Genomic DNA, 24,916 nt, shown 5'->3' on the forward strand with positions numbered 1-24,916 from the left:
TTTTATTTAAAACTTAAAGATGGTAACATAGGGTGCAATAAAAATTCAATTTTTACTTCTAATGAAGTTTTTAAGAGCAGTACTGGTATAGCTATATGAGTAGCTCCTAAAGGTATATCCTCTACTTCAGCTTTTATTTATGCCGTAGATGTCGTATCATCGCTGCTAACACTACAAATTACCCATGCAACTTTACCAACACGAAGAAGATAACAATCCTTTACCCCTTGACTATGCCCGCTTCTGGACACGCCTTTCTGCTTTTTTTGTAGATGCCCTTGCCATGTCGCTGGTATTGGCTCTATTTGTTCCTTTACTTGGCTTACCCTTGGCCCCAGAGTTAGATGATTTCGAGAATAGAATAAAGCTCCAGGGAATCAGCGCTTTTGTTGGTTGGCTTTACTATGCCGGCTTTGAGAGTTCAGCCAAACAAGCCACACCTGGAAAGCAATTGTTTGGAATTTTTGTAACGGATACACAAGGCTATCGTCTGTCGTTTGCCCGTGCCAGTGGTCGCTATTTTGGTAAGATGCTATCTGGTCTGATACTTTTGATCGGATATATTATGGCTGCTTTTACCAAGCGTCGTCAGGCCCTGCACGATATGCTGGCAAGCACACTGGTATTTCAGCACCCAGGTAACAAACCGCCTGTTGCTTAAACGCAAATCAGACAGATACTCCGTTGGTTTTATGGTGGCATGCTCTGAAATGAATCATCTCAAGCACAATTCGTAAGTATAAAATACTGATTATTATAAATTTAGAAACAGTAATTTACTTTTAACTGCAACTTAGTGCCCGTCTGCAAGTATAGAAAGGTCCCCTACTTAATAATTTAGAGAACCTATGCAGGCAACTTATACGCAAACAAATACTAAGAGCGAACTCGCTAATCCTGGGCCCCGGCTCATAGCTTTTTCGCTGGATGTGCTACTCCTGATTACCTTGGTTGGTCTTGCTGATTACTTTACTTTCAGTACCGATGAGAAAGCGCTGCTGCTAAAGCCGGAGCGACTCCTGCACCTATTGTTAAGCTGGCTATACTTTGCAGGTGCTGAAACCTGCTCTTGCCAGGGCACCATAGGTAAATTTTTATTGAACTTACGTGTCACAGCTACCTCTGGACAGCGGCTTTCGTTTAAAGCTGCCAGTATCAGATTTTTCGCTAAACCGGCTACTGCTTTTATAACAATGGTGCGTTTCCTGGTAGGAGCCCCCAATGATACCCGCCGCACACTACATGATCGTTTAGCTAACGCTCAGGTAGTGCGCCGCTAATCAGGGCTTACCTGCCTGCCCTTCGTAGTGCAGCATGGTGATGTTAAACATGGGGTCGGCATTCCAGTTTTCTGCCTTGATACGCTTATGCAGTATATCCTGCACAAGTTTCTTTACCTGCTCATCTGACAGCGAATCGTTGCGGTTATAAAGGTACAACTCACAAATCACGGGGTTTAGGTTGGGTAGCGTGCCTCGCGTAAATCGTGCGCTTACTTCAATGGTTTCTATACCGTCCAGCTTATTTAACTCTGTGCGCATCACCTCTGTAATACGTGTATTCAAGCTAGCCTTTTGTAAACCTGGTTGGTTTGAAAACTGCCAAAACAGCATTCCTGCCACTACCAGGGCAGATACTCCCATGGATAACTTAAACACATACTCCTGGCCTGTAGCAAAGCGCACCCCTCTCACTGTTATCTTACCCATCATCCTGAATACAAGTGCCGCGGTAAGTTGTATGACAGCCAGCTGAAAAATGAGCAGAAAAACACCGCTCCGGATAAGTTGCCAGTTGCCAAAATTCAAAGACATACCTATCAAGCCGGTAGGTGGCGCCAACGAAGCCGCCACAAGCATTCCTACTGCCGCCCCTGAAACCAGACTATCTCTCTCAGACTGAATCAGGTTTACAGCCCCGGCCACTCCTGCCGCCAAAGGCAACAGAAACGTTACAACCGAAATATGGCTCACACTGATCATCAATGTGGTAGCATGCTCGTGCTGCATCAGCAAAGAAATCACAAAAGTGGTAAGTATGGCTGTGCCTATCGCCATAAAGTAGCGGAGCAAACTCTGCTTCAGCAGGTTTATTTTACCCGCCGCAGCACCTAAGGCAGCGTTCATGGCAGGTCCGGCAAACGGAGATACTAACATAGCCGCCACAAGCAAATAGCTTGTGTTCGTGTAAAAGCCAACCCATACCAGTATAGCACCGGCAATAGAATAAATCAGTAAGCCTGTCTTGGAACCTACACTCTGCAAGCCTCCTAAAAAGATCTCTATCGGGCTCCTGTTCGATACATCCGTTACCTGATCAGGGGCACTTTCCTGTGGTGGGTACAAGGTGATGATCCCTCTTGGAATAAGGTTGATCTCCGCATCTGGATAGGAGCTGATGCTATCTATGAATTTACTTACTTTCTGATTGTTCAAGTGTATGGTTACCAACTCTCCATCATGCAGCGGCTGCACCATTAAGTTTTTTGCTTGGTATTGTTCTGCAATTTTCCTGATCTCCTCTCCTTCGCCATCTTTCACTCTTATTGTTAATCTGCGCATAAATTTTCAGTTTTTATACTTGTTACTACGGAGGCGAGGCCTGTATGAGTTAGCGTAAAATGCAAAAAGGCCCCTGCCATACGTTTGGCAGGGGCCTTTTCAGCAAATATTGTACGGCTTTAGCGGCTAGCCTTACCGTAGTTGCTTGTTTCTACTGTGGCGGTACCGTCGGCAGCTATGGTAATTTTAAACAGGTAATCATACTCCAGCTCCGAGATGTCTGATACAGGTCGCTTTGCCCCAAATGCTTCTATGATCGGTAAGAGAGTATTGGAGTGTGCCGCTACCACTAGTGTGTGCCCTTTATCGTTTTGCAGAACCTTATCTCTGAGCCCATTGAAATCATGTGCTTCGTACTGCCTTATTTCCAGGTTTTTAACTTCTGCCAGCGGTATAAGCGTGCTTTTGGTTCTGGTATACTTTGTAGCATATAAGGCATCTACCTCTTGCTCCTGTAGCAGCGAACGCAAAGCTTCTGCTCTTGCCGTTCCCTCTGCTGTCAGCCCTGGATTTTCGTTGGACGGGTCAGAAATGTCTTTTTCGGCGTGGCGCACCAGGTACAGGACGGTAGGCTGGCCATTGTTATCGGCAGGGTTCACCACGGGCATTGCGCCCTCCTGCCCCGTAGGAGACTGACGACAAGCCACAGAGAGTAGCAGCAAGATGATAAACCAGCCATGCTGTAGTAGTTGTTTTTTCATGTAATAACTGTTCAAGGTTAGCGTGTATGTGTTTAGTATATTTTAAGATTGAGAGAGCTGCTCTCCTGCCAGCTGTACTTCAGCGGCATCCTGCTTCCGCCCCTTTTGCTGCAAAAGACTTACTAAACGCTGCCGGGCATCCAGCTGGTAGGGATATAGCAGCAAGGCTTTTTTGTAATTTTGTATAGCATTGTTGATCCTGCCTTTGGCCTCCTGCATGCGTGCACGCGCTATTAGCTGCTGCGCCTGCTCTACCACTGTTTCAGGCTTTTGCATTTGCTTCAGGGCGGCATTGGCTTTATCAGTTTCGCCGAGTTCTGCCAAGACGGGCACCAACAGGTATAACTCCTCATCTGCTACTTTTACTTTGCCATCTAAAAGTGATTGTGCCGTGGCTCGGGCAGCATCCCTGTCTTTTAGCTGTAGTTGATAAGCTGCCATGCGCACCGTATAATCTGCTCTTGGCGAGCCGGATGCCGTTAATATCCGTTGCGCTTCTGCCAGCGTTTCAAGAGCTGCTTTATACTTGCCTTGTGCCGCCAGCACATCAGCATATTGCTTTCTCAAACTGTAATTCTGCGGCTTCAACGCTACTAATCTGCCCAGTTCCAGCTCCGGCTCTCCTGCCTTGCTGGTTGTACCTTTTAGCCAGTTGCTATAGGCCAATGCTTCATCGCGGCGGTCGCGGAGATAGGTAGAAATGGTGGGAGCGTTCTCTACGTAAGCTTCTGCCACAGCTATGGCCTCCGGCACCATCCCATAAGCTATAAAAAACTCACGGAAGCGTTGATTGGTATAAGCTTTGGTCAGCGGGTCTGTTTCCAGGTCAGAGGCACGCTTGTACAGCTCTATTTGGCTCATCAGAGCATCATGGGCATTTAGCTTGCCGCTGCGTTTCATCTCTTCCTGCAAAGCAGCCTCCGCCACATATACAGGCGCATACTTGGGATCAATATTTCTGGCACGCTCCAACCATGCCTTCGCCTCTTTAAAATGCTGCTGCTCCTGCTTTACATGGGCATAAGCCAGCATGGCAGGTTGATAAGCTTTGTCCCAGGTTAAGGCACTGTCTAAGTAGGCAGTTGCTTTCTGAAGGTCTTTCTGGCGTTGTGCCTGCTCCGCCATGTTTAAGTATACTTGTGCCCAATTGCTTGCCATGGCCTGCTTATCTCCAGCCAGGTAAGCCTGCTGTCGCTTTACCAGCCCATCCAGAAACGTATAAAGCTCAGGGTCTTTGGCTTTCAGGTCAGAGGTGGTATTGATTGATTTATGATTGAGGGGATGTACTTTTACCGGCTCAAAATAGGCTGGGTAGGTTTGAGCCAGGTACTCATGCTCGTTGTTGGCAGAGTAATAATCCAGCGTTCGGTTTTGCTGCATAGCTTGGTTATAAAGTCGCCGTACTTCCCGCTTTTCCGCATCTGTAAATACGCTCTGATGGAAAAGGTGCACGTACTCGTGCAGCACCACATTGCGCTCCAGGTAAGAGCCCCGCACCACGTACTCAATGCCAGCTGCCCCACTTCCTACTCCCCGTATGTCCATCCATTGGCGGTTATCGAATGTAGTTGCCTGCCGGAAGTATGGTGAGCCCATGGCAATGGCTAAGTCAGTATGCAAGGGAGGAATCACAAACTTCTCCCCTTGTTTGGATAGGAACGGAAAGTATACAATACTCTCATATAACTGCGACCACACCATCTGCTGCACCTCTTTGCCAGGATAATAAGCCACATCCGGGAAAACTCTTGTGAAGTTAACCGGATCCTTGATTTCAGTTTGTGTCACTACCTGGTGCAGCGAGTCGTAGTTGTGCAGGTAGGTCAGTTGTTTTTGCTTGATTACGGCAGCCAGTGCGTTATGAGCGGGTCCGTAATGTTCTTTATGGCGCAGTATACGCTGAAAAATAGCCTGGGCAGAGTCAAGCCTTTCCTGCCGGTTCATATCGAAGGCCATGTAATAGGCCGAACCACGTAACATAGCAGGCAATACAGATTTCGCATACTTTTGCTGTACCGTCTGTATCTCTTTTAATGCCTCCTGAAGCTTGTTTTCAGAAAGTAGTTTATCGGCAGGCTTCAAAGCTGCCCGTACATCTTCATCTTCAGGTTGAATATAATCGGCATAGGTTAGGTTCGTGTGTCCGTTCCCCCAGTGCCAGTGCGTCACATAGTGTAAAGGATTTAGTTCCAGTGCCAGCTCCCACTGTGCCGCCATTGCGTTCAGTTGTGTGGCATCTACACGCCGCCAAATCGCATAACCGTAGTTAAAACGGGCATCTGCGTTGAAAGGGTCCAGGCTCAGGCTGTTAATCAGCGGCTGCTCTGCCAACTCCGGCTTCTGGTTCCAGAAATGCACATCAGACTCCAGCAGGTAAGCCTGGGCGTTCTCAGGATTCCACTTCTGTACTTGCTTTGCCCAGGATAAAGCTTCGTCATATCTTTTCTGCAGCATCAGGATACGGCCTAATGCCAGTGCAGCGGCTTCGTCTTTTGGGTTCTTTTGGAGTAGGGTATTTGCTGTTGTTTTGGCCTTCTCCAGTTCCCATGCCTGTACCTGTAGCTTACTTTGCAGCAACAGTGCCTCGTGCTCTTGCGGGGCCTTTTGCAATACCTCCTGCACCAGCGCCTTTGCCTGCTCAAACTTGTTTTGAAGTATAAATAGCCTTGCCTGTGCCAGTTTTGTAGCCGGGTTAGGCTTAGCTGTTTGCAGCACCTGCTCCGCCTCTTGCCACGCCCCCAGTTCCAGCAGGCGTGTAGCTTTTGTAGACGGATTCATACTTGATCTAAGAACTTGCTGCCGTTCCTGCTGCAACTTTTGACGCACCTCCGGCACCTCATCAGGATGTTGGGCAAAGGCTGGCAAACAGGCTAAAAGAGCTGCTGAAAAGAACAGTACTTTTTTGGGAACAGACAACATAGGAAGGAAGCTTAAAGATATAAGCTATAAAAATAGAAACTTCCTGCAATTGATGAAAGGCAAATGGCATTATCTTCCGAATTCACAGTCTAAACTCTAAAATTGCACAGGAGCACACCCCAATGCCTTATAAAAACATCTGTATTGGATATGTAAACTTACTACACGCAGCCTCTCACTTAAATTTGACTGTAAAAACATGTTGGCTTTCCTCATAAGTATAAAGTATCCGCCAGCCGTGCAGCGTGCAGATTTCCTTTACAATAGCTAAGCCTAAACCATTAGAAGTATTGCTTTGATGTGACTTCTTAAAGCGCCTGAACAGTTGCTCCTGCGACAGCTCCATTTCCGGCCCTGTGTTGCTAACAGTAAGTTCAGAAGCGGTTAAGGAAACGTGTACTGCGCCAGCAGCAGGTGTATACTTCAGCGCGTTTGCCAACAAGTTTGACAGCAGCGTTTCGCACAGGTATTGGTTTGCCTGCAGGCGTAGCGGTTGGCAACTTAGCGACAGGTTTGCTTCACGCAGGGCAAATAACTCCTCCATCTGCTCTACCTGTGCCTGTATTAACAGACAAAAGTCAAATTCCTGCTTAGCTGTAAATGTCCTGTTTTCAAGCTTGGCCAGCAACAGCAGACTTTTATTAAGCCTGGATAAGCGCTCTACACCAGATTTGGCATGAACAATGTGTGCAGCCATTTCCTCAGAAACAGGGTACTGGCTTAGCCTGTCCAGCTTAGAGCGGATAATTGCCAGGGGAGTCTGTGTTTCATGTGAGACGTTTTCTGTGAACTCGCGTAAGGTCGTATACTCCTGCCAACTCCTTTGCGTCATTTCCTCTAAAACCTCCCGCAATTCTTCAAACTCACGGATATTGGATTGGCGCAACTTAACGGGCAGGGGAGCACTGAGCGTGAACCTCTTCAACGTATTCAGGTTTTTAAAAAACGGTTGCCATATTGTTCTGGCGGCCAGGTAATTGATAGCTGCTCCGGCAGCTATCAGCAGCACCGCTATTCCAAAAAACACCCATGCAATTGTGTTTGTAAACTCCTGCCAGCCAAGGTGAGAATCCATGACCATGATGCGGTAATTCTGCCCATTTATAACGTCTGTTTTCCGAAGGTATTTGTACTCTTCTTCCATATCCTGTACCCGATCATACACCAGGGTATCCCCTAACTTTTCAGATGGGGCTACTGCCAGAGATACTACTTCAATTGTGCTGAGAGGAATAGAAGGCATAGTGCCCTTCGATATCATTTCCGTTGCCAAGTCATACTGCAGGCGCAGCTCCTCGTTTATTTCATCATCTACCAGTTTATGCAGGACAAGCATTAGCGTAACGCCCGCTGCAATTAGAATAAGCGTGGTGGCCAGCAGGTATAGCAGTGTGGTTTTATGTAATAGTTTCACTGGTTGGCTGTCCACTTATACCCCATCCCATACACTGTTTTAATATAGTCGTTGCCGATGCTGCTTATTAATTTACGCCGCAGGTTTTTAATGTGCATGTAAACGAAGTTATAGTTGTCATTCATGTCATAGTTATCACCCCAAAGGTGCTCTGCTATGGCTTGCTGGCTCAGCAGGCGGTTTTTATTGATGATAAAGTATAGCAGTAGCTCGTACTCTTTCTTGGTTAAGGTTATCTTCTTATCGTCAGACAGCACTTCTTTTGCCTGCGTATCCACTGTAATTTCGGCAAAAGTAATAGACGAGCTTCCCTTAAAATCCTTCCGCCGGATCAGCGCATTTACACGCGCATTCAATTCTTCCATGTGAAAAGGTTTTGTCAGGTAATCATCTGCGCCAAGATCAAATCCGGTGAGTTTATCATCCAATGAGTTTTTGGCAGAAACAATCACGACTCCTGTTTCAGGATGCAACGATTTTAACTTTCTTAGCAGCTGCAGCCCATTGCCCCCCGGCAGTGTAATATCCAGCACCAGCACATCATAAGCATAGAGCCCCACTTTATCTTCTGCGGTAGCATAGGTGGATGCCTTCTCACATAGGAAGCCATTTTCCTGCATATAATGCTCCATCTCCTCCAGCAGCGCTGGCTCATCTTCAACTAACAACAATTTCATACTTACTAAATAGCGCTCATTATCACCTACTCCGCCTCTACTACAATACTAACGGAAACGACAATATACGGCAATACCTTAACCTTGTACCTGTCTGATTATCATCTTTGCGAACAAAAAAAGGCTGATTACCACAAAGAGGTAAGCTAAAAATCAATCTACAGATTTTCTACAGATTCTACCAGTTTATTAGCATCCGCAACCGCAGTAAGGTACTACGGTGCACCTTAACTGACGCTCACAAACTGACACGGTAGACATGAAATCTAAGCTACACATTCTTGTGACGGGGAGTGCCGGTTTTATCGGACACCACCTGATGCTGGCGCTACAGCAAAGCGGCCACTCCACCGTAGGGCTGGACTCCCTTAACAGCTACTATGACCCAGCTTTGAAGTATAGGCGGTTAGAACTGCAGGGCTTCTGCCAAGAAAGTATAAAGCCTAACCAACTGTTAACCAGCACTTCTGCCTTCAACTCATCTTTTGTGCAGCTAGATCTGGTAAATGCGGAGGCACTGCAGCACCTGTTTGCAAGCCAGCGCTTTGATGTTGTGATTAACCTGGCAGCACAAGCTGGGGTGCGCCACAGCTTGGAGCATCCGGAACAGTATGTATCCAGTAACCTAGTTGGGTTTGCAAACCTGCTCGAATGTGTCCGCCGCCATACTATACAACACTTTTTATTTGCCTCCTCCAGCTCGGTATATGGGCTAAATAAAGAGATTCCTTTCCAGACAGATCAGCAGACAGATGCGCCGGTATCTTTTTATGCAGCGACTAAAAAGGCAAACGAGGCGATGGCGCATAGCTATGCCCATTTGTATGGCATTCCTACTACAGGTCTCCGCTTTTTTACCGTCTATGGCCCCTGGGGTAGGCCTGATATGGCCTACTATAGCTTCGCCAAAGCCATTGCGGCAGGCACTCCCATACAGTTGTTTAACCATGGCGACATGCTTCGTGATTTTACTTATGTAAGTGATGTGGTAGAGAGTATTCTCAGGTTATTAAAATCCGCACCACAAATAGCAACATCAAGTGCGCCATACAAGCTGTACAATATCGGGAACAACAAGCCGGTACAACTGCTGGAGATGGTTAATACGCTGGAAAGGCTATTGGACCAAAGAGCTATTCTGGACCTTAAACCAATGCAACCCGGAGATGTAAAGGTTACTTTCGCCAACGTAGACGAACTGATAAAAGCCACTGGTTACAGCCCTAACACTTCGCTGCAGCAGGGTTTAGCTGCGTTTGTTACATGGTTTAAGGCTTACCACCAGCTAGAGGAGCAAATCTTACAAATAGCTAGTTAGGTAGTTGACCAAACTTAGCATTGTAAGTTTCTTCAAACTGCCGCATTAGCCTAAGAAAGATCATCAGCCAGAGGAAGCCCATGGCGAAGCCAGCCAGTACGTCGGTGGCATAATGCACCTTCAGGTATATGCGGCTAAAACCGATAAGCAGAATGAGCAACGAAAGGCTAAAGACAAGTAACCAGCGCCACACCTGCTGATGTACGGTGCGCCAGACAACATAGATCAGCACACCGTAAAAGGCTCCGCCAATCATGGCATGGCCACTTGGGAAAGAGAGTCCCGCTTGCTGCAACATGGCAAAGCTTGGCCTAGGCCGCTCAAAGAAGCGTTTCATCAGTTGATTCAGGATGGAGGTAGAAAGAGCGACGAGCAGTACTTGCAGCCCGTGCCAGCGCAGGTGCCGGAAGAAGCAGAAAACCAGCACCACCAGCGGTGGCGCAATGAAAAGGTATTCTGCTGAGGCAAAGAAGGTAAGTATAAACATGGCCTTTGTCATAGCGGGCGAGGCCAGTTGGTCGGCAAAGGAAAATAGGGCATCATCGAGCGCTGAATTTGGGACAGCGAAAACGATGTAGGCCATGAAAAGGAATAGAAGCAGGCAAATTAACAGCGCAAGCCCCAGCACTACTACCTCGGTAGAGACAAGGGCTACGAGTCGGAGAAAAGGTTGAAAGCGGCGCTTCATCTCAGCTTAGTACGCGCTGCAATGGCAGGAGTTAACACACTGCCCAGGCTGTTTTAGATAAATGATTTATTAAAGTTGATTCAGCATGATTAACCAAACCATAGCTACAGTTTCGCTCACCATACTTGTACCTGTGTTCAATGAGGAAGGCTGTCTGCAGCGTTTCCGAGAGGCCATGGATGCGTTTCTAGCGCAGTCGCCAGTGGCTGCACACGTGCTGTTTGTGAATGATGGCTCCACAGATAACAGCCTGCCGCTGATCCGTGAGATTTGCCAGCACAGCCCCGGCTACAGCTATATTTCGCTGGACCGCAACAGGGGCTTAAGCACAGCTATCAAAGCCGGTATAAACTATAGCCAAACCACGCATATAGGTTACATAGATTCTGACCTGCAAACCTCGCCGCTGGATTTTATGCTGCTGCTGGAGCACGTGCAGCAGTATGAGATGGTGATTGGCATCCGTGCAAAACGGAAAGATACTTTCGTCAAGAAGCTATCCTCCAGGATTGCCAACAGCTTCCGCCGCTATATGATCAAAGATGGCATAGAAGACACCGGTTGCCCACTTAAAATCATGGATGCCGCTTACGCCAAACGCGTGCCGTTCTTTGACGGGATGCACCGCTTCCTGCCTGCGCTGATACAACTGCAGGGTGGCAGCGTAAAGCAGCTACCGGTACAGCACTTTGAACGCTATGCTGGTTACTCTAAATACCACCTGTTCAACCGCCTATGGGGCCCGCTGAATGACACCTTTGCCTTTAGATGGATGCGCAAGCGCTACATCAACTATAGCATTGCAGAAGAGTTAGAGAACCAGCCTGTTGCCAATGGACATATCTGAGATGCTCATTTACGGGGTGGGGCTGCTGGCGCAACTGCTGTTTTCAGCTCGTATCCTGATCCAGTGGGTCAGCTCTGAGAAAGCTGGCAAAGTGCTTTCGCCTACCTCCTTCTGGACCACCAGTCTGATAGCTTCTATCCTGCTAATGGCTTATGGAGCCCTGCGTAACGATTTAGTGATTATTGGAGGGCAGTTTATCTCTTACTTCATCTACCTGCGCAATATTAAGCTAAAGCACATGTGGGACGATTTGGCCGCACCTGTGCGTTGGGGAGCGATTTTGTTTCCGTTTCTGGCACTTATATGGCTGCTATGGAGCGATAAGTACAGCTTTAGCTATATTATGGAACACAGCAAGATCTCCGGGGCACTTATTGCCTGGGGTGGTGCAGGCCAGTTGATCTTTACGCTGCGCTTTGTCTATCAATGGTATTATGCTGAGCGGCTGCAGGAGTCTGTTATTCCGAACGGATTTTGGGTGATAAGCCTGGTGGGCAGCCTCATGATTATGTCTTATGCCGTTATGCGCATTGATCCGGTGCTCTTCCTGGGGCAGATATTTGGGGTAGTAGCCTACAGCCGTAATTTTATACTTGGGCAACGCGAACAAGCTGCTCAACAACCTTCTACATCAAACTAACACCATGCTTCACCCCGACACAAGGCACAGCAACCAACTGCTGTATGGCCTGCTGCTCGTGCTGTTTCTGTTTCTGCTTTACAACTTAGGTGGTTGGGGAGTGATTGAAACCAGTGAGGCCCGCTATGCTGAAATCAGCCGCGAGATGTGGCTGAGCGGCGACTGGTTGCACCCACGCCTGCTAGGCATTCAGCACTTCCACAAGCCACCGGTTACATACATCATTTCGGCTTTAGGCATGGAGCTTTTTGGCCCTGACGCTTTCGGAGCAAGGTTTTTTCTCCAGGTTTCCTTGGTAGTGCAAGTATGGCTGGTTTACCTGATCGGCAAAGAGATGTTTAAAGAGCAGCGGCAGGCGTTAACAGCTGCCGTGGTATACCTTACCATTCCAGCCGTATTACTATCTGCCCGCAACCTTACCACAGACTCTTTTCTGACAACGTTTGAGCTGGCGGCAATTTATACCTGGCTTAAGTATAAGGGCGATACAAAAACTCGTTGGTTGTACGCCTTTTACCTGTTGCTGGCTCTGGCGTTCCTAACCAAAGGGCCAGTAGGTTTGATATTCACGATACTTGTAGCCATTGGATGGGGTTCGTCTAGGGCAGGTAACAAACCATCTTCTACATGGCATCATCTACCGGGTTTGCTGCTTTTTCTGGTCATAGGTAGTTCCTGGTATGCATACCTCATGTGGCAGGATCCGCAATTAGTAGATTATTTTCTGTTTAAGCACACAGTGCAGCGCTATGCTAACCCTGAAACCTTCGGCCGCTCTAAGCCCTGGTGGTTTTACCTGGTGCTGGCACCGCTGCTTAGCTTGCCTTGGTCTGCTATGCTGTTGCTAAAAATCAAACAGCTAAAGGCCTTACCAAAGCAGCTGAAACGACTTTTTATACTTTGGATACTGGTGCCGCTGCTGTTCTTTTCGTTCTCTGGCTCTAAGCTTATACTTTACATATTGCCTGTTTTTGCAGGTCAAGCCTTACTTACGGCCTGGGTACTTTCAGCATTGCCTCAGGCATCGCTCACCAAGATAATGCAGGCTAGCTTTGCTTATCTTTTACTGTTGGCAGTTGCCTTACTAGCTGCACCTCTTTTGCCTATTGGTGTGACTCTTCCGTGGTGGGTGCTCCTGTTTCCTGTATTAATGCTGGTGGGCCTGTTTATACTTTGGAAGCAGGAGCAGCCACCACTACTAAAACTGATGCTAGCCGTGGTGATGTTTACACTTCTACTACTACCTTACTCTACGCACCTGTTTGGCTATAACCCTGATTTCACCAACGGCAGCAGAACCATAGCAAGTGCCATACAGGAACATCAACTAGAGCATCGACCTATTCTGGTCTACAACAAACTTCTACCTTCGCTCGCCTTTGAGCTGAATCGCAGTATTATTTCGCTGGAGGATGGCAGCAGCAAGCTGGAGCGGGAAATTCAGTTTGAGCAGGATGAGAAGTGGCGGGAACAGCTGCTAAACTTAGACCGTGGTGCGGATAAGCAACGCCTGCAGCAACTGCTGAGGCAACAGCCGGTACTGGTACTGAAAGACGAGTTGCCTAAAAAAAGAAGGTGGATGCTTAACTATTTTAAGCAGCAGGTAAAGGTGGGAAAGTGGACAGTGTATTTCTAGTTCTCACCAAGTATAAAAACACTAAAGAGGAGGCGCTCATAGGTCTGAAAGGCACTGTAAGCGCCTCCTCCTTTTATACAGTGCCGCAAAATAAAAAAGGGCTAACCCGAAGATTAGCCCTTTGATGAAGTTTAATATATAATGTGCGCACGGGGAGACTCGAACTCCCACACCCGAAGGCACAGGCTTCTGAGACCTGCACGTCTACCAATTTCGCCACGTGCGCGAAACAAACTACATCGTATCAATGACCCAAAACCCTTTAACCCTTTTCGTTCATTGAGATTGCAAAATTAACAGGTATATCTCAAAAAGCAATTTTCTGTAAAGAAATTTTATTGCTGCAAACAGCAATAAACAGCTCTCAACGCCTTAAAAGCTATTTCACATGAGCCATACGATTGACTTACTGCACCTTGCAAAGAACACAACACTTGAAAAATTTATACCTGATTGCTAATTCTTTTGTACAGGTTCATCCTGAAGCACAGGTGTAATTTCTTTCCTGGAGTAGCGCTCAATGCGCCGCAGCATGCTAATACCGACAATAACCCATAGAAATCCAGCTGCAAAGCCTGCCAATACATCAGTCGCATAGTGCACACGGAGGTAAATGCGGCTGAAACCGATCAGGAAAACGAAAAGCAGCAGCAGCACCGTTAATATATACCTTAGTGCTACATTCTTTACGTTCTGCCAAACCAGGTAAATAATCAGGCCATAAAAAGAGGCAGCCATCATACTGTGGCCACTCGGAAAACTCAAACCCGAAGCATGCACCAAAGGCGACATAGGCCGCTCCCTATCGAAAAAGTACTTCAGGATAAGGTTAAGTGATATACTACCCAGCGCTACAACAGGCACTTTTAGCGAATACCAGCGGTGCCTGCGCACAAACAGGAAGTAGGCAATCAGTAAGAGCCCAGCCGGAATCAAAAACTGCTGTGAGGCAAAGAAGGTAATAATCTTTATAAAAATGTTCATTGCCGGGCTGCCCAGACTGGCAGCAAAGCTAAAGGCAGCTTCATCAAAGCCAATTGTATCTCCTTGAAGTATTTCTGCCCCAATGTATAGGAATACCACAATGCAGGCTAAAAAGAGCAACCATATAAACAGCAACTCAAACGTGAAAAGGGCCAGGCCTGCCGCAAGCCTTTTATAGATGTTTCGAATCATATCAGTCTATCATCATTTAAACGTATGGTAGAGCAAACTTCTTTTGTTGCCCTTAGCTTACGTATTATTAGCGATCGAATATACTCTTTAAAACTATGAAAGACAGTATCAGGTTATTTGTAGCCGCACCATTACCTCTCCAGCTTCAAGAAACGCTGCAACAGCAGCTACAACCGTACACCCACCCCAGCATACGATTTGTGCCTGCGCAGAACCTGCACCTTACTTTATACTTTATTGGCAACACACAGGAGCAGCAGCTACCAAGTATAAAACAACACCTCGAGGAGGTGGCGCAACGACATAATCCATTTATACTTGATTTCGAGCAGATAGAGCCAGGCCCAGACCAGAAACAACCACGCCTGCTGTGGGCACGATTTAAAAAGCACCCTGCATTTGAAGCACTGAGCCAGGACTTAACAGAAACCCTGACACAGGAGCCGGTAAAAAAACTAAAAGCCATTCCGCATGTCACATTGGCCCGCTTCCGAAAGGACAGACAACTACCAAAAGAACTGCCCGCAACAACTTCTGAAGCGCCCCTACAGCTGGCCGTGCCAGGCCTTGCCCTCTGGCAGTCTGAGCTGGCATCGCCTCACCCTATCTATTCGGTGCTTAATTACTTCAATTTATCATAAACCTCTTCCTGACAATAGGAGTAAAACAAGCTCTGTTTAAACCATAAAGGCGATACAATGGATCCGAAAGAATTGACCAAACTGATGATGGAATTGAAGGACAATGGCCTAACGGTGGCCTTTGCCGAAAGCTGCACCGCTGGCATGCTCGCTTCAGAGTTTGTACGAGCCAAAGGCAGCAGCGATGTGTTGAAAGGGAGTTTGGTGGTTTATCAGCCAGAAGTAAAGCAAAAACTGCTAAACGTAAAAAAAGAGACGCTGGAACTCTACACAGCTGAATCGCAGCAGGTGACCAACGAAATGGTCATGGGCCTGAAAAAGCAGATAGACGCGGACCTGTGCATTGCCACAACAGGATTGCTTGGTGAGGGCGGCTCCGAAACAGCTGAAAAGCCTGTGGGCACGGTTTTTATCTCCTTTTTGTATGACGGTAAGGCAGAAGAGTTCCGGGAGGTTTTCAAGGGTGATGCGGACAGTCTGCGTAAACAGGTGGTCGAGTATGTGTTTAAGAAAATAAAAGGCGTACTGGATCAGCACTACAACCGATAACCGCTAATTTTGAAGTAAAACCCACCTCCTATACTTTGCCCAAACTTCCTGACAGCGGATTTACCTATACTGCCTCTTTTTATGATGCGTTGGCCACGTTTGTTTTCGGCGATGCACTGCAGCAGGCGCAACTGGCTTTGCTGCCCTTTATTCAGCGGCAGGCACGTGTACTGGTTATTGGTGGTGGAAGCGGCTGGATATTAGAGCAACTTCTACATTCTGATATCCAGCTTGAAATCCTTTACCTGGATGCAGCTCCGGCTATGATGCAGCTGGCTGAGCAGAAGTATAAGAAGCAGCGGCAGACTCAATCCAGCACCGTTCGTTTTAGGTTGGGCAATGAAAAGAGTTTGTTGCCCGAGGAACAGTTCGAGGTAATCCTTACGCCTTTCCTATTGGACCTCTTCCCCCCGCAACGCCTCCAGAGCCTGATGACGACTCTATCCAACACACTGACACCGAATGGGCAGTGGCTCTTCGCCGACTTCTGGCCTCTACAACAACCACCGGCTTGGTGGCAACGTGTGCTGCTCAAAAGCATGTATACTTTTTTTGGCTTGCTTAGTGGTGTACAGGCAAAGCAACTTCCTGCTTATAAAAAACATTTCGACTCGCTTGGATTTACAGAGAAGTACAGCCAAAGCTTTTACAGTGGCATGGTGCAGGCAAAGGTACTTAAGCGGGAAGTTTAGCTTGTGATTTGAGTTAGGATAAATGAATATTCTAACTTTTCAGAGAAAAGCAAGCAGCCGAATTTCTGTAGCTGCTAAAATTAAAGTATAAATTTCATGGCGGGAGGTACCGCGCGGACAGGTCGCGACCTGTCCCTACAAATCATCATACATTGCTTAAGTTCCGTCAGCTTTGGCTACCTGTACTGTTTCCAGTCTTTCCGTTGAGCGCCTTGTAGGTTTCCGATGCCGCGCGAGCGGCAGCCGTTAGGTAGGAAGGCTACAAAGCGCGATGCGGGAAGACGAGCCCGCGCTTATATAGGGCCCCTACCCCAGCTGTGAGCGCTCCAAAGCAAGAAGAGAAACAGTTGGTATCTGTGAGCTGGAGGATGAGCAGAAGCTAGAAAGGATAGCTTGGTTGAGGTTGCGGCGGCGATAGGGTTTAATAAATATAGCCAAAGCTGTACAGGTGTGGCTCTGCGAGCCAGTAGAGCTGGAAGCTCTACACCATAGTAAGACACGAGTTGAAAACTCGCGCCAGAGGAGATGCTTCGTAAGTATAGCCTAAGTATAACTAATGATATTGCAAGTATAGCCGGAGCTTTGCAAGCCAGTAGTAATCACCCTCTCACTATAATAACTAAACCATGTACAAACATTGCTCCCCTCCTCTTCAATCGCTATATTTAAGCTTCTAACCACTCCAACAATACAAATGAAATCTAAACTATACAGCCTGCTAAGCCTCGCCCTTGGACTGATGGCGCAGCCGATTCTGGCACAACAGCAGGTTAAGTATGAGCTGTCTTTCCCTAATGCGGTGCACCATGAGGCAGAGGTGAAGGTTACTTTTTCTGATATCACTACAGATACCCTGAAAGTGCTGATGCCCCGCACCTCGCCGGGCCGCTACGCTATACATGAGTTTGCCAAAAACGTGTACAACGTCCACGCAGCTGATGCGCAGGGTAATACCCTCCAGGTATTCCGCCCGAACACGTATGAATGGAACGTGCTGGGACACAAAGGAACTGTTACTATAAGCTACACCTTGTTTGCAGACCATGCTGATGGCACTTATGCCGGAGTAGATGAAACACACGCGCACCTGAACATGCCCGCCACGCTCATGCACGCCCGCAATTTTGAGCAAGCACCAGCCACCGTTACCTTCAACATACCACAGGGAAGTAATTGGAAAGTGGCTACGCAGCTAAAGCAGGAACAAGGCACTACCTACTCTGCTCCTAATTTCCAGTACCTGATGGACAGCCCCACAGAGTTGAGTGACTTCTCTTTTGCGGAGTGGACAGTAAATGACAAAGGAAAGCCTAAAACCATACAAGTGGCGCTGCATCACAACGGCACCAAAGAGCAGTTTCAGCAGTATGTAGATCAGACAAAGAAAATTGTAGCCGAGCAGCGTGCCGTGTTTGGAGAGTTACCTGCGTATGATTTTGGCCGCTATACGTTTATTGGCTGCTATATGCCGCAAGCCACAGGAGATGGCATGGAGCACCGCAACTCCACCATCCTCACCAGCTCCAGACCTTTGGCATCAGCTATGGAGTCACTCCTGAACACTGTGTCGCATGAGTATTTCCATGCCTGGAACGTGGAGCGCATACGCCCGAAGACGTTGGAGCCTTTCAATTTTCAGGAGGCGAACATGACGGAAGGGCTTTGGCTGGCAGAAGGGTTTACCAGCTACTACGGCGACCTGACACTAGCACGCACCGGCACGTTTGACCTCAAGGAATATGCAGAAGGCTTGGCAGGAGATTTAAATTATGTGCTTCTATCGCCGGGCCGGCAGTACCACAGCCTGGTACAGATGAGCCAGCAGGCGCCTTTTGTGGATGCAGCCCGCTCTGTTGACCCTGTAAACCGCCACAACACGTTTATTTCCTATTATACTTACGGCAGCGTAACTGGTTTAGCGCTGGATATGACGCTACGCCAGCAGTACGGTAAAACCCTTGATGACTACATGCAGGCTTTGTGGCGCAAGTATGGCTCTCCAGAAAAGCCTTATACTATGGCCGACTTAGAGGAAACCTTAGCAGAAGTTAGTGGAGATGCTGCCTGGGCAAAGCAATTCTTTCAGCAAAGTGTATTTGGCAGCCAACTTCCGGATTATGCAGCATTATTAGCCAAGGCTGGTTTAGAACTGCGCAAGTCAAACCCAGGAGAAGCCGACTTGGCGTGGGTTTCATTAAACTATAAAGGTGATGGAGCCGAAATTACGAATGGCACTTATGTAAATTCAGAAGCTTATAAAGCCGGTCTGGAGCGTAGTGATGTGATTTTGACAGTGGATGGACGTAAACTTAAAAAAGCAAAAGACCTGCAAAAGGTGCTAAAAAAGCATAAACCCGGAGATAAGGTGGCTGTAACCTTTAACCGACACGGCCAAACACGTAGCGTTACCCTTACATTAGATGAGGTACCTACGCTAGAGGTAGTGCCTTATGAAAGTATAAACAAGCCGGTAACACCAGCAATAGAACAGTATCGCCAGGCATGGCTGGGTACTAAAGCTGGTTAAAGCAATAAGTAAGCTGGCAGCGCGTTTTCAGTAAGGTTGCTTTTGAACCATCTTCCTTGTAACTTAGTATAAGAATTTATACTTCAGACATTTCACGTGAAAAATATATTCAGAACCATACTTACTGTCAGCCTCATGTATGCTGGTCAGGCACTGGCACAGGATGTAAAGCCTAGCATAGATGCCGCACCAATACCTACTGAGGCTACTTCTGCAACCGTAGGAACTACTGCTCCAGAAGCTAACGCTGCTGCCGATGAAAAGCCAGCCTGGTCTGGTCCTAAGCTTAGCTACGGCCTTAACATGGGAGCCAGCTTTAGCAACGCATTCGGCAGTGCAACTTTTGTAGAGCCAACGGTACGCTACCAGGTCAGCAACCGCTTTCGGGTAAATGCAGGCTTAAGCTATGTACAAACCACGCCCTATACTACTAAGTTTGGCACCGCTGAAGGCACTACTGTTATGTACCGCAACAGCGGCGGCAGCCAGTATGTGGCAAGTGTTGGGGTTGATTACCTGGCCAGCGACAGGCTTATACTTAGCGGCAACATCTGGAAGGACTTTTCCAACATGCCAGCCGGGGATCTAAACAGGGGATTTTACAGTCCGGGTCGTATGGGTGCAGATTTCAGGGCAACCTATAAAGTAACCAGCAACTTCAGCATAACCGGTGGGGTACGCTATACTGACGGTGCTTCTCCTTTTGCCAGCCCATTTGCAACGCAGGGGTATGGTTACCCCAATAACCTTTGGTACTAGCCAATAAAAAAACATATCGGGAACGCTTCTTTGGTTTACAGAGAAGCGTTTTTGTTTTACAAGCTATCTTGGTTTTGGAGCAAGTATAAAGCTAACTTATATGCACGATAGTGGGTGACCTAGGGCTTTTAAAATGTGTATATTTAGCTTTATAAAGACGTCCTTATAAGTTGCTTTTGCATCAAGCTAACCAAAAGGTACGTTAGCAGTTATACTACCAGAACCAACAGAACAACATTTTGCAGCAGAAAGACAAACAGATCCGCCATATCCGCAACGAGCGACTCGAAACAGTAAAGCCTAATTATCGTGGCAACAAAACAGTTGACGGACGTTTTGCCAATGGAGATGAATTGTATAACCCGGCTTTAAGCAAGGTGTTGCGCTGGCAGCTCAGCAAAAACCCGCAGCGGGAAGAGAAGAAACACGATAACTTTACACCACCTGTGCACCCAGGCAATGCTTTTATCCATAGCAACGACGACATGGTGGTATGGCTGGGACATGCCTCTTTCTTTATCCGCCTCAATGGTGTTACTTTCCTGACAGATCCGGTTCTCTATGATCTCCCGATGGTGAAACGCCGGGTTGGCCTTCCCTGCTTGCCTGAAGAGCTGCGCGACATAGATTTTCTGCTGCTGTCTCACGGGCACCGCGATCACCTCGACAGCAAATCTATCCAGACCGTTTTCAGCAGTAACCCGCAGGTAAAGGCGCTGGTACCGCTGCGTGCCGGAGACTTGCTGCGCGGCATTAACCCGCAGCTGCCTTACCAGGAAGCAGGATGGTTTCAAAAGTACGACCTGCTACCTGATGGCGTGGAGGTATACTTTATGCCTGCCTCCCACTGGCACCGCCGCGGCGTACTGGATATGAACAAAGTGCTCTGGGGAAGCTTTGTCATTAAGACACCAACTCTAACACTCTACTTTGCAGGAGACACAGCCATTGCCCCGCACTTTGAAGAAATAGAGGAGCTGTTCGGACCAATGGATGTCTGCATCATGCCTATTGGCGCTTACAAGCCTGCCTTTCTGATGCAGAAGAGCCACATGAACCCACACGAAGCCATTAAAGCTTACAATCTGCTTCGCGGAGGCATGTTCATACCCATGCATTATGGCACCTTCGATCTGTCTGATGAGCCGGCCAGCGAGCCAGTGCGCCTGCTGGAGCAGGTGGCGGCAACAGGTGTGTTACAGGGTTTGAGAATTCCGGCTATCGGTGAGCCCGTATTACTGCATGATATGGCGCAAGTTTAGCTTGAGGTATTAGTTTTGCTATATTTGTAAACTCGACCCAACTTCGATCTTACGAATTACAGCAGATACTATGTCTTCAACTCTTATCATTGGCTTAATAGTAGCCTATTTCTGTATTCTCATCTTTATATCGTACCTCACCAGCCGCAACACCGACTCTGAGACCTTTTTCCTGGCAAACCGCAACTCACCGTGGTATGTGGTAGCTTTTGGTATGATCGGCACCTCTTTATCAGGGGTTACTTTTGTTTCAATACCGGGTATGGTGGCAGCCGCACAGTTTTCTTACCTGCAACTGGTGCTGGGGTATTTGTTAGGTTATTTTGTGATTGCCACCGTGCTCATGCCGCTGTACTATCGCCTGAACCTAGTGTCTATCTATACTTATCTGGAGGACCGTTTTGGCTGGTGGTCGTATAAAACGGGGGCGGCTTTCTTCCTGCTCTCGCGCACATTGGGCGCTGCCATACGCTTGTTCCTGGTGGCGGGTGTACTACAATTAGCCGTTTTCGATGATTTAGGTGTGCCTTTTACTGTTTCCGTTATCATTACCATTGCCTTGATTTGGGTGTATACCTTCCGGGGCGGCATGAAAACGATTATCTGGACAGACACTTTTCAGACAGCAGCCATGCTCATAGCCGTGGGCACAAGTATCTGGCTTATTTCAGATGAACTGAACCTTGGCTTCCAGGGCTTGGTAGACACCATACAAGCCAGTGATTACTCGCAGGTGTTTTTCTGGGACGTGAAAGACAGCAAATATTTCCTGAAGCAGTTCTTCTCCGGCGCCTTTATCGCAATCGTTATGACGGGCCTCGACCAGGACATGATGCAGAAAAACCTAAGCTGCAAAAACATTGGCGAGGCACAAAAAAATATGTTCTGGTTCAGCACGATCCTGGTGCTTGTAAACATTTTGTTTTTGGCGTTGGGTGCCCTGCTGTACATTTATGCCGAGGCAAAAGGAATAGCCTTGCCCACACGTGGCGATGATGTTTTCCCATTCCTGGCACTAAACCATTTCACCTACTTCGCGGGCATCGTGTTTATACTTGGTATCATAGCTATAACCTATGCCTCCGCCGATTCCGCGCTTACCGCCCTCACCACCTCCTTCTGTGTTGATTTTCTTGACTTTAAAAACCGTAGTGAGCAGGAGCGCGTGCGGGTGCGTTATATCGTACATGCTGGCTTCTCTTTGGTGATGGTAATCGTGATTATAGCTTTCGAGATTCTAAATGACCAGAATGTGATCACAGCGGTATTTAAAGTAGCAGGCTATACGTATGGGCCGTTGCTGGGCCTTTACTCCTTTGGCCTTTACACCAAACGCGCCGTACGCGACCGCTTTGTTCCCGCTGTTTGTATTATTGCCCCGCTACTGACGCTTATTATAAGCTTTAACTCCGTGGATTGGTTCTGGGGTTATGAGTTCGGCTTTGAAGTACTCATCCTAAACGGCTTTTTAACGTTTGCCGGATTAATGGGCATATCTACAGGCAGAATTGACGAGCTGGAACTGGCACAGGAGCCAAAAGTATAACTGTACCTCCTAACCATACTTTTAAAGAGGCGCTGTATGCGCCTTTTTTTGTTAAAGGATTCAAACAGGTGATGAGGTTGAACTGAATTCATAAGATTGCATTTTACTTACTTCAAACACCAGCACCAATAGCCACCTCTTTTATCAAAACTCAAAACAAGCAGCTAACCTGGCTATCTCACATCTTAAATCAATCATTTTTGTCACATTATACTTACCTTTGTAAGATTTTGCGGGGTAGTGGCATTTTTAAGCTGATTTAGCTGTTGTACCACTAATACCCTAACGGCTTTAAGCAGGCTTTAACAGGCCTCTAGAGTCTTACACATTTAAGCAGCGTATTATTAATGGCTAAACGCGGATTCGGGTCAAGCGACAGCGAACAAGAAAAGGAAGGCAGAAAGAAGATCAGCAAAGAGAGCTTTCGCCGTGGCCTACAGGTCTTCCGTTACGTACTCCCTTACAAGTATAAATTTATAGTAGGTCTTGTATTCCTGGTGATGTCAAGCCTCACGTTTATGGCTTTCCCATTTCTGGTGGGTAAGCTTTTTGACTCCGCTACCGGCAATGCCGATGGTTTGTTAGAAGACATAAACGTTATTGCGATGGGCCTGTTCGGCATCATACTTCTTCAAGGCATCTTCTCCTTTTTCAGGGTTTACTTTTTTGCGCAGGTTAGTGAAAATGCCGTGGCTGATATCCGCCGCGACCTGTACAGCAAGTTTGTACAGCTCCCTATCTCTTTTTACGAAAAGCGCCGCGTGGGCGAGGTTACCAGCCGCATCACAACGGATGTGGCCCAGGTGCAGGATGCTATGTCTATTACCCTGGCCGAGCTTTTCAGGCAAACAACCACGCTAATCGTAGGCGTTATCGTGATTATGTGGATGTCGATTAAGCTTTCACTGTTTATGCTGGCCACCTTTCCGGTACTGGTGGCACTGGCGTTGGTTTTTGGTCGCCGCATCAAAACGCTCTCCAAAAAGACACAGGACGAACTGGCAAATACAAACGTTATCGTAGAAGAAACACTGCAGGCAATTAACACTGTAAAGGCTTTTACAAATGAGATGTTTGAGGTTAACCGTTACAAAACTACCTTGAACAAAGCTGTAAAAACAGCTCTGAAAGGCGCTTATTACCGTGGCGCCTTTATTACCTTCATCATTGTTGGTCTGTTTGGAGGCATTATACTCGTTATCTGGTATGGCGTAACCTTAGTGGCAAACGGCGAGATAGCACAAGGCGACTTGGTTTCCTTCGTCCTCTATACAGTATTTATTGGTGCATCGGTAGGTGGCCTCGGCGATTTGTATGGTAAAGTACAGTCAGCTTTAGGAGCGACAGAACGCATACTGGAGATACTACAGGAGCATGAAGAACCAAGCGACAAAACGTTGCCTAACCTACAAGCCATACCTAGAGTAAAAGGAGATATTGTATATCAGAATGTATCCTTCTCCTACCCTACACGCCCCGATTTGCAAGTGCTGGGTGATATCAGCTTTAGCGTGAGGGCAGGTGAGAAAGTGGCATTAGTTGGGCCAAGTGGTGCCGGTAAGTCTACTATCATACAGCTGCTGATGCGCTATTACGATGTAATGGGCGGAAGTATCACAGTAGATAGCCAAGACATCAGAGATATGAACCTGACGATGCTGCGTGGCAATATTGGTGTAGTACCGCAGGAAGTACTGCTGTTTGGTGGCACCATCCGCGAAAACATTGCTTACGGCCGACCAGAAGCAAGTGAGGCTGAGATTCAAGATGCAGCCCGCAAAGCCAACGCCTATGACTTTATTATGTCTTTCCCGGAAGGATTGGATACACTGGTAGGTGAGCGAGGCATCAAACTTTCCGGTGGGCAGCGCCAGCGTGTGGCTATTGCCAGAGCCATACTTAAAAACCCAGCCATACTTATACTTGACGAAGCCACCAGCGCCCTCGACTCTGAATCAGAACACTTGGTGCAACAGGCAATGGATGAGCTGATGAAAGGCCGCACTACTATTGTTATCGCACACCGCTTGGCTACTATCAGAAAAGTAGACAAGATTTTAGTGATTGAGAACGGAGAGATTGTGGAGCAAGGCCCACACGAAGAGCTTTCGCTAAACCCTCACGGCATTTACGCCAATCTACTTAAACTACAATTTGAGCTAAGCTAAATAAGTACCCCATAAGTGAACTTCATGCAGCTATACTTGTGTTCAGGCTTCTGACAAGAAATTATGCCACATGCTTTAGAAAAGATCAAAAGTGTAATTAGTTAACGTTTTACACTTAATGTTTTGCTCTCAGAGACTGCATTAAGAAACAAAACGCTAATATTTATATGCTTCCTTTCTTTATCTTGTAGCTTA

The 24,916-nt window shown here is 47.3% G+C and carries 21 protein-coding genes and 1 tRNA gene; 14 read left to right on the forward strand and 8 right to left on the reverse strand.

Annotation, left to right across the window (positions count from 1 at the left end; genetic code table 11):
- The first annotated feature begins 184 nt into the window (after positions 1–184).
- Positions 185–661, forward strand: a complete 477-nt coding sequence (locus tag ACFQ2O_RS07130; RefSeq protein ID WP_377524727.1) for an RDD family protein — start codon at positions 185–187, stop codon at positions 659–661.
- A gap of 187 nt (positions 662–848) precedes the next feature.
- Positions 849–1,280 carry an RDD family protein gene (locus ACFQ2O_RS07135; RefSeq protein ID WP_377524730.1) on the forward strand — a complete coding sequence of 144 codons (432 nt, stop codon included), beginning with the start codon at positions 849–851 and terminating at the stop codon, positions 1,278–1,280.
- Here ACFQ2O_RS07135 and ACFQ2O_RS07140 read toward each other — a convergent pair whose 3' ends face one another.
- The 5 genes from ACFQ2O_RS07140 to ACFQ2O_RS07160 all read right to left on the reverse strand — a co-directional run bounded on the left by ACFQ2O_RS07140 (position 1,281) and on the right by ACFQ2O_RS07160 (position 8,272).
- On the reverse strand, positions 1,281–2,561 hold the full coding sequence (locus tag ACFQ2O_RS07140; protein WP_377524733.1) for a DUF389 domain-containing protein: 1,281 nt from the start codon (positions 2,559–2,561) through the stop codon (positions 1,281–1,283).
- A gap of 119 nt (positions 2,562–2,680) precedes the next feature.
- A complete protein-coding gene (locus tag ACFQ2O_RS07145) occupies positions 2,681–3,262 on the reverse strand; it encodes a SixA phosphatase family protein (protein WP_377524738.1) in 582 nt (193 codons plus the stop codon).
- 42 nt (positions 3,263–3,304) lie between these two features.
- Positions 3,305–6,181 carry a tetratricopeptide repeat protein gene (locus ACFQ2O_RS07150; RefSeq protein WP_377524743.1) on the reverse strand — a complete coding sequence of 959 codons (2,877 nt, stop codon included), beginning with the start codon at positions 6,179–6,181 and terminating at the stop codon, positions 3,305–3,307.
- 175 nt (positions 6,182–6,356) lie between these two features.
- Positions 6,357–7,595, reverse strand: a complete 1,239-nt coding sequence (locus ACFQ2O_RS07155) for a sensor histidine kinase (protein ID WP_377524746.1) — start codon at positions 7,593–7,595, stop codon at positions 6,357–6,359.
- Positions 7,592–8,272 carry a response regulator transcription factor gene (locus ACFQ2O_RS07160; protein ID WP_377524749.1) on the reverse strand — a complete coding sequence of 227 codons (681 nt, stop codon included), beginning with the start codon at positions 8,270–8,272 and terminating at the stop codon, positions 7,592–7,594. Before ACFQ2O_RS07160 ends, ACFQ2O_RS07155 begins: the two co-directional genes overlap by 4 nt.
- A gap of 259 nt (positions 8,273–8,531) precedes the next feature.
- Between ACFQ2O_RS07160 and ACFQ2O_RS07165 the strand changes: the two genes are divergently transcribed.
- Positions 8,532–9,590, forward strand: coding sequence for an NAD-dependent epimerase/dehydratase family protein (locus ACFQ2O_RS07165; protein WP_377524753.1), 1,059 nt, complete (start codon positions 8,532–8,534; stop codon positions 9,588–9,590).
- On the opposite strand, the gene ACFQ2O_RS07170 is transcribed toward ACFQ2O_RS07165, so the two are convergent.
- A complete protein-coding gene (locus ACFQ2O_RS07170; protein ID WP_377524758.1) occupies positions 9,583–10,278 on the reverse strand; it encodes a phosphatase PAP2 family protein in 696 nt (231 codons plus the stop codon). The two genes, ACFQ2O_RS07165 and ACFQ2O_RS07170, sit on opposite strands and share 8 nt — an antisense overlap.
- A gap of 85 nt (positions 10,279–10,363) precedes the next feature.
- On the opposite strand from ACFQ2O_RS07170, the gene ACFQ2O_RS07175 reads away from it, so the two are divergent.
- From ACFQ2O_RS07175 to ACFQ2O_RS07185, 3 genes are read left to right on the forward strand one after another with little or no spacing between them, the layout of a single operon-like run.
- The gene (locus ACFQ2O_RS07175; RefSeq protein WP_377524763.1) at positions 10,364–11,125 is read left to right on the forward strand and encodes a glycosyltransferase; all 762 of its coding nucleotides are present in this window, start codon (positions 10,364–10,366) and stop codon (positions 11,123–11,125) included.
- Positions 11,112–11,765 carry a lipid-A-disaccharide synthase N-terminal domain-containing protein gene (locus tag ACFQ2O_RS07180; protein ID WP_377524768.1) on the forward strand — a complete coding sequence of 218 codons (654 nt, stop codon included), beginning with the start codon at positions 11,112–11,114 and terminating at the stop codon, positions 11,763–11,765. The genes ACFQ2O_RS07175 and ACFQ2O_RS07180 overlap by 14 nt, the downstream gene beginning before the upstream one ends.
- Before the next feature lie 4 nt (positions 11,766–11,769).
- Entirely contained in the window at positions 11,770–13,401 is a 1,632-nt protein-coding gene (locus tag ACFQ2O_RS07185; protein WP_377524773.1) for an ArnT family glycosyltransferase, read from the forward strand.
- A 144-nt stretch (positions 13,402–13,545) separates the two neighbouring features.
- Here ACFQ2O_RS07185 and ACFQ2O_RS07190 read toward each other — a convergent pair.
- Together ACFQ2O_RS07190 and ACFQ2O_RS07195 are read right to left on the reverse strand one after the other, a co-directional pair.
- A tRNA-Leu gene (locus tag ACFQ2O_RS07190) sits at positions 13,546–13,627 on the reverse strand.
- Positions 13,628–13,857: 230 nt separating this feature from the next.
- Entirely contained in the window at positions 13,858–14,577 is a 720-nt protein-coding gene (locus tag ACFQ2O_RS07195) for a phosphatase PAP2 family protein (protein ID WP_377524778.1), read from the reverse strand.
- A 95-nt stretch (positions 14,578–14,672) separates the two neighbouring features.
- Between ACFQ2O_RS07195 and thpR the strand changes: the two genes are divergently transcribed.
- The 8 genes from thpR (at position 14,673) to ACFQ2O_RS07235 (ending at position 24,721) form a co-directional block, all read left to right on the forward strand.
- Positions 14,673–15,218, forward strand: coding sequence for an RNA 2',3'-cyclic phosphodiesterase (thpR, locus tag ACFQ2O_RS07200; RefSeq protein WP_377524783.1), 546 nt, complete (start codon positions 14,673–14,675; stop codon positions 15,216–15,218).
- A 57-nt stretch (positions 15,219–15,275) separates the two neighbouring features.
- Entirely contained in the window at positions 15,276–15,767 is a 492-nt protein-coding gene (locus ACFQ2O_RS07205) for a CinA family protein (protein WP_377524788.1), read from the forward strand.
- Positions 15,768–15,802: 35 nt separating this feature from the next.
- Entirely contained in the window at positions 15,803–16,459 is a 657-nt protein-coding gene (locus ACFQ2O_RS07210) for a class I SAM-dependent methyltransferase (protein WP_377524793.1), read from the forward strand.
- A gap of 694 nt (positions 16,460–17,153) precedes the next feature.
- Positions 17,154–18,986: a M61 family metallopeptidase gene (locus ACFQ2O_RS07215; RefSeq protein ID WP_377524798.1), complete on the forward strand. Its 1,833-nt coding sequence runs from the start codon at positions 17,154–17,156 to the stop codon at positions 18,984–18,986.
- A 96-nt stretch (positions 18,987–19,082) separates the two neighbouring features.
- Entirely contained in the window at positions 19,083–19,745 is a 663-nt protein-coding gene (locus ACFQ2O_RS07220) for a hypothetical protein (protein WP_377524803.1), read from the forward strand.
- Positions 19,746–19,984: 239 nt separating this feature from the next.
- Positions 19,985–21,007 carry an MBL fold metallo-hydrolase gene (locus ACFQ2O_RS07225; protein ID WP_377524814.1) on the forward strand — a complete coding sequence of 341 codons (1,023 nt, stop codon included), beginning with the start codon at positions 19,985–19,987 and terminating at the stop codon, positions 21,005–21,007.
- A 70-nt stretch (positions 21,008–21,077) separates the two neighbouring features.
- The gene (locus tag ACFQ2O_RS07230; protein ID WP_377524820.1) at positions 21,078–22,553 is read left to right on the forward strand and encodes a sodium:solute symporter; all 1,476 of its coding nucleotides are present in this window, start codon (positions 21,078–21,080) and stop codon (positions 22,551–22,553) included.
- Between the two features lie 347 nt (positions 22,554–22,900).
- Positions 22,901–24,721: an ABC transporter ATP-binding protein gene (locus tag ACFQ2O_RS07235; RefSeq protein ID WP_377524825.1), complete on the forward strand. Its 1,821-nt coding sequence runs from the start codon at positions 22,901–22,903 to the stop codon at positions 24,719–24,721.
- The last annotated feature ends 195 nt before the right edge of the window (positions 24,722–24,916 follow it).

The organism is Pontibacter rugosus (genome assembly GCF_042678745.1).
In the GTDB taxonomy this organism is placed as follows: domain Bacteria; phylum Bacteroidota; class Bacteroidia; order Cytophagales; family Hymenobacteraceae; genus Pontibacter; species Pontibacter rugosus.

Coding starts and splice junctions, on each gene's coding strand:
- ACFQ2O_RS07175 (WP_377524763.1), top strand. CDS start 10,364: ATGATTAACCAAACCATAGCTACAGTTTCGCTCACCATACTTGTACCT.
- ACFQ2O_RS07140 (WP_377524733.1), bottom strand. CDS start 2,561: ATGCGCAGATTAACAATAAGAGTGAAAGATGGCGAAGGAGAGGAGATC.
- ACFQ2O_RS07235 (WP_377524825.1), top strand. CDS start 22,901: ATGGCTAAACGCGGATTCGGGTCAAGCGACAGCGAACAAGAAAAGGAA.
- ACFQ2O_RS07160 (WP_377524749.1), bottom strand. CDS start 8,272: ATGAAATTGTTGTTAGTTGAAGATGAGCCAGCGCTGCTGGAGGAGATG.
- ACFQ2O_RS07215 (WP_377524798.1), top strand. CDS start 17,154: ATGAAATCTAAACTATACAGCCTGCTAAGCCTCGCCCTTGGACTGATG.
- ACFQ2O_RS07150 (WP_377524743.1), bottom strand. CDS start 6,181: ATGTTGTCTGTTCCCAAAAAAGTACTGTTCTTTTCAGCAGCTCTTTTA.
- ACFQ2O_RS07145 (WP_377524738.1), bottom strand. CDS start 3,262: ATGAAAAAACAACTACTACAGCATGGCTGGTTTATCATCTTGCTGCTA.
- ACFQ2O_RS07230 (WP_377524820.1), top strand. CDS start 21,078: ATGTCTTCAACTCTTATCATTGGCTTAATAGTAGCCTATTTCTGTATT.
- ACFQ2O_RS07180 (WP_377524768.1), top strand. CDS start 11,112: ATGGACATATCTGAGATGCTCATTTACGGGGTGGGGCTGCTGGCGCAA.
- ACFQ2O_RS07205 (WP_377524788.1), top strand. CDS start 15,276: ATGGATCCGAAAGAATTGACCAAACTGATGATGGAATTGAAGGACAAT.
- ACFQ2O_RS07170 (WP_377524758.1), bottom strand. CDS start 10,278: ATGAAGCGCCGCTTTCAACCTTTTCTCCGACTCGTAGCCCTTGTCTCT.
- ACFQ2O_RS07130 (WP_377524727.1), top strand. CDS start 185: ATGCAACTTTACCAACACGAAGAAGATAACAATCCTTTACCCCTTGAC.
- thpR (WP_377524783.1), top strand. CDS start 14,673: ATGAAAGACAGTATCAGGTTATTTGTAGCCGCACCATTACCTCTCCAG.
- ACFQ2O_RS07185 (WP_377524773.1), top strand. CDS start 11,770: ATGCTTCACCCCGACACAAGGCACAGCAACCAACTGCTGTATGGCCTG.
- ACFQ2O_RS07195 (WP_377524778.1), bottom strand. CDS start 14,577: ATGATTCGAAACATCTATAAAAGGCTTGCGGCAGGCCTGGCCCTTTTC.
- ACFQ2O_RS07135 (WP_377524730.1), top strand. CDS start 849: ATGCAGGCAACTTATACGCAAACAAATACTAAGAGCGAACTCGCTAAT.
- ACFQ2O_RS07165 (WP_377524753.1), top strand. CDS start 8,532: ATGAAATCTAAGCTACACATTCTTGTGACGGGGAGTGCCGGTTTTATC.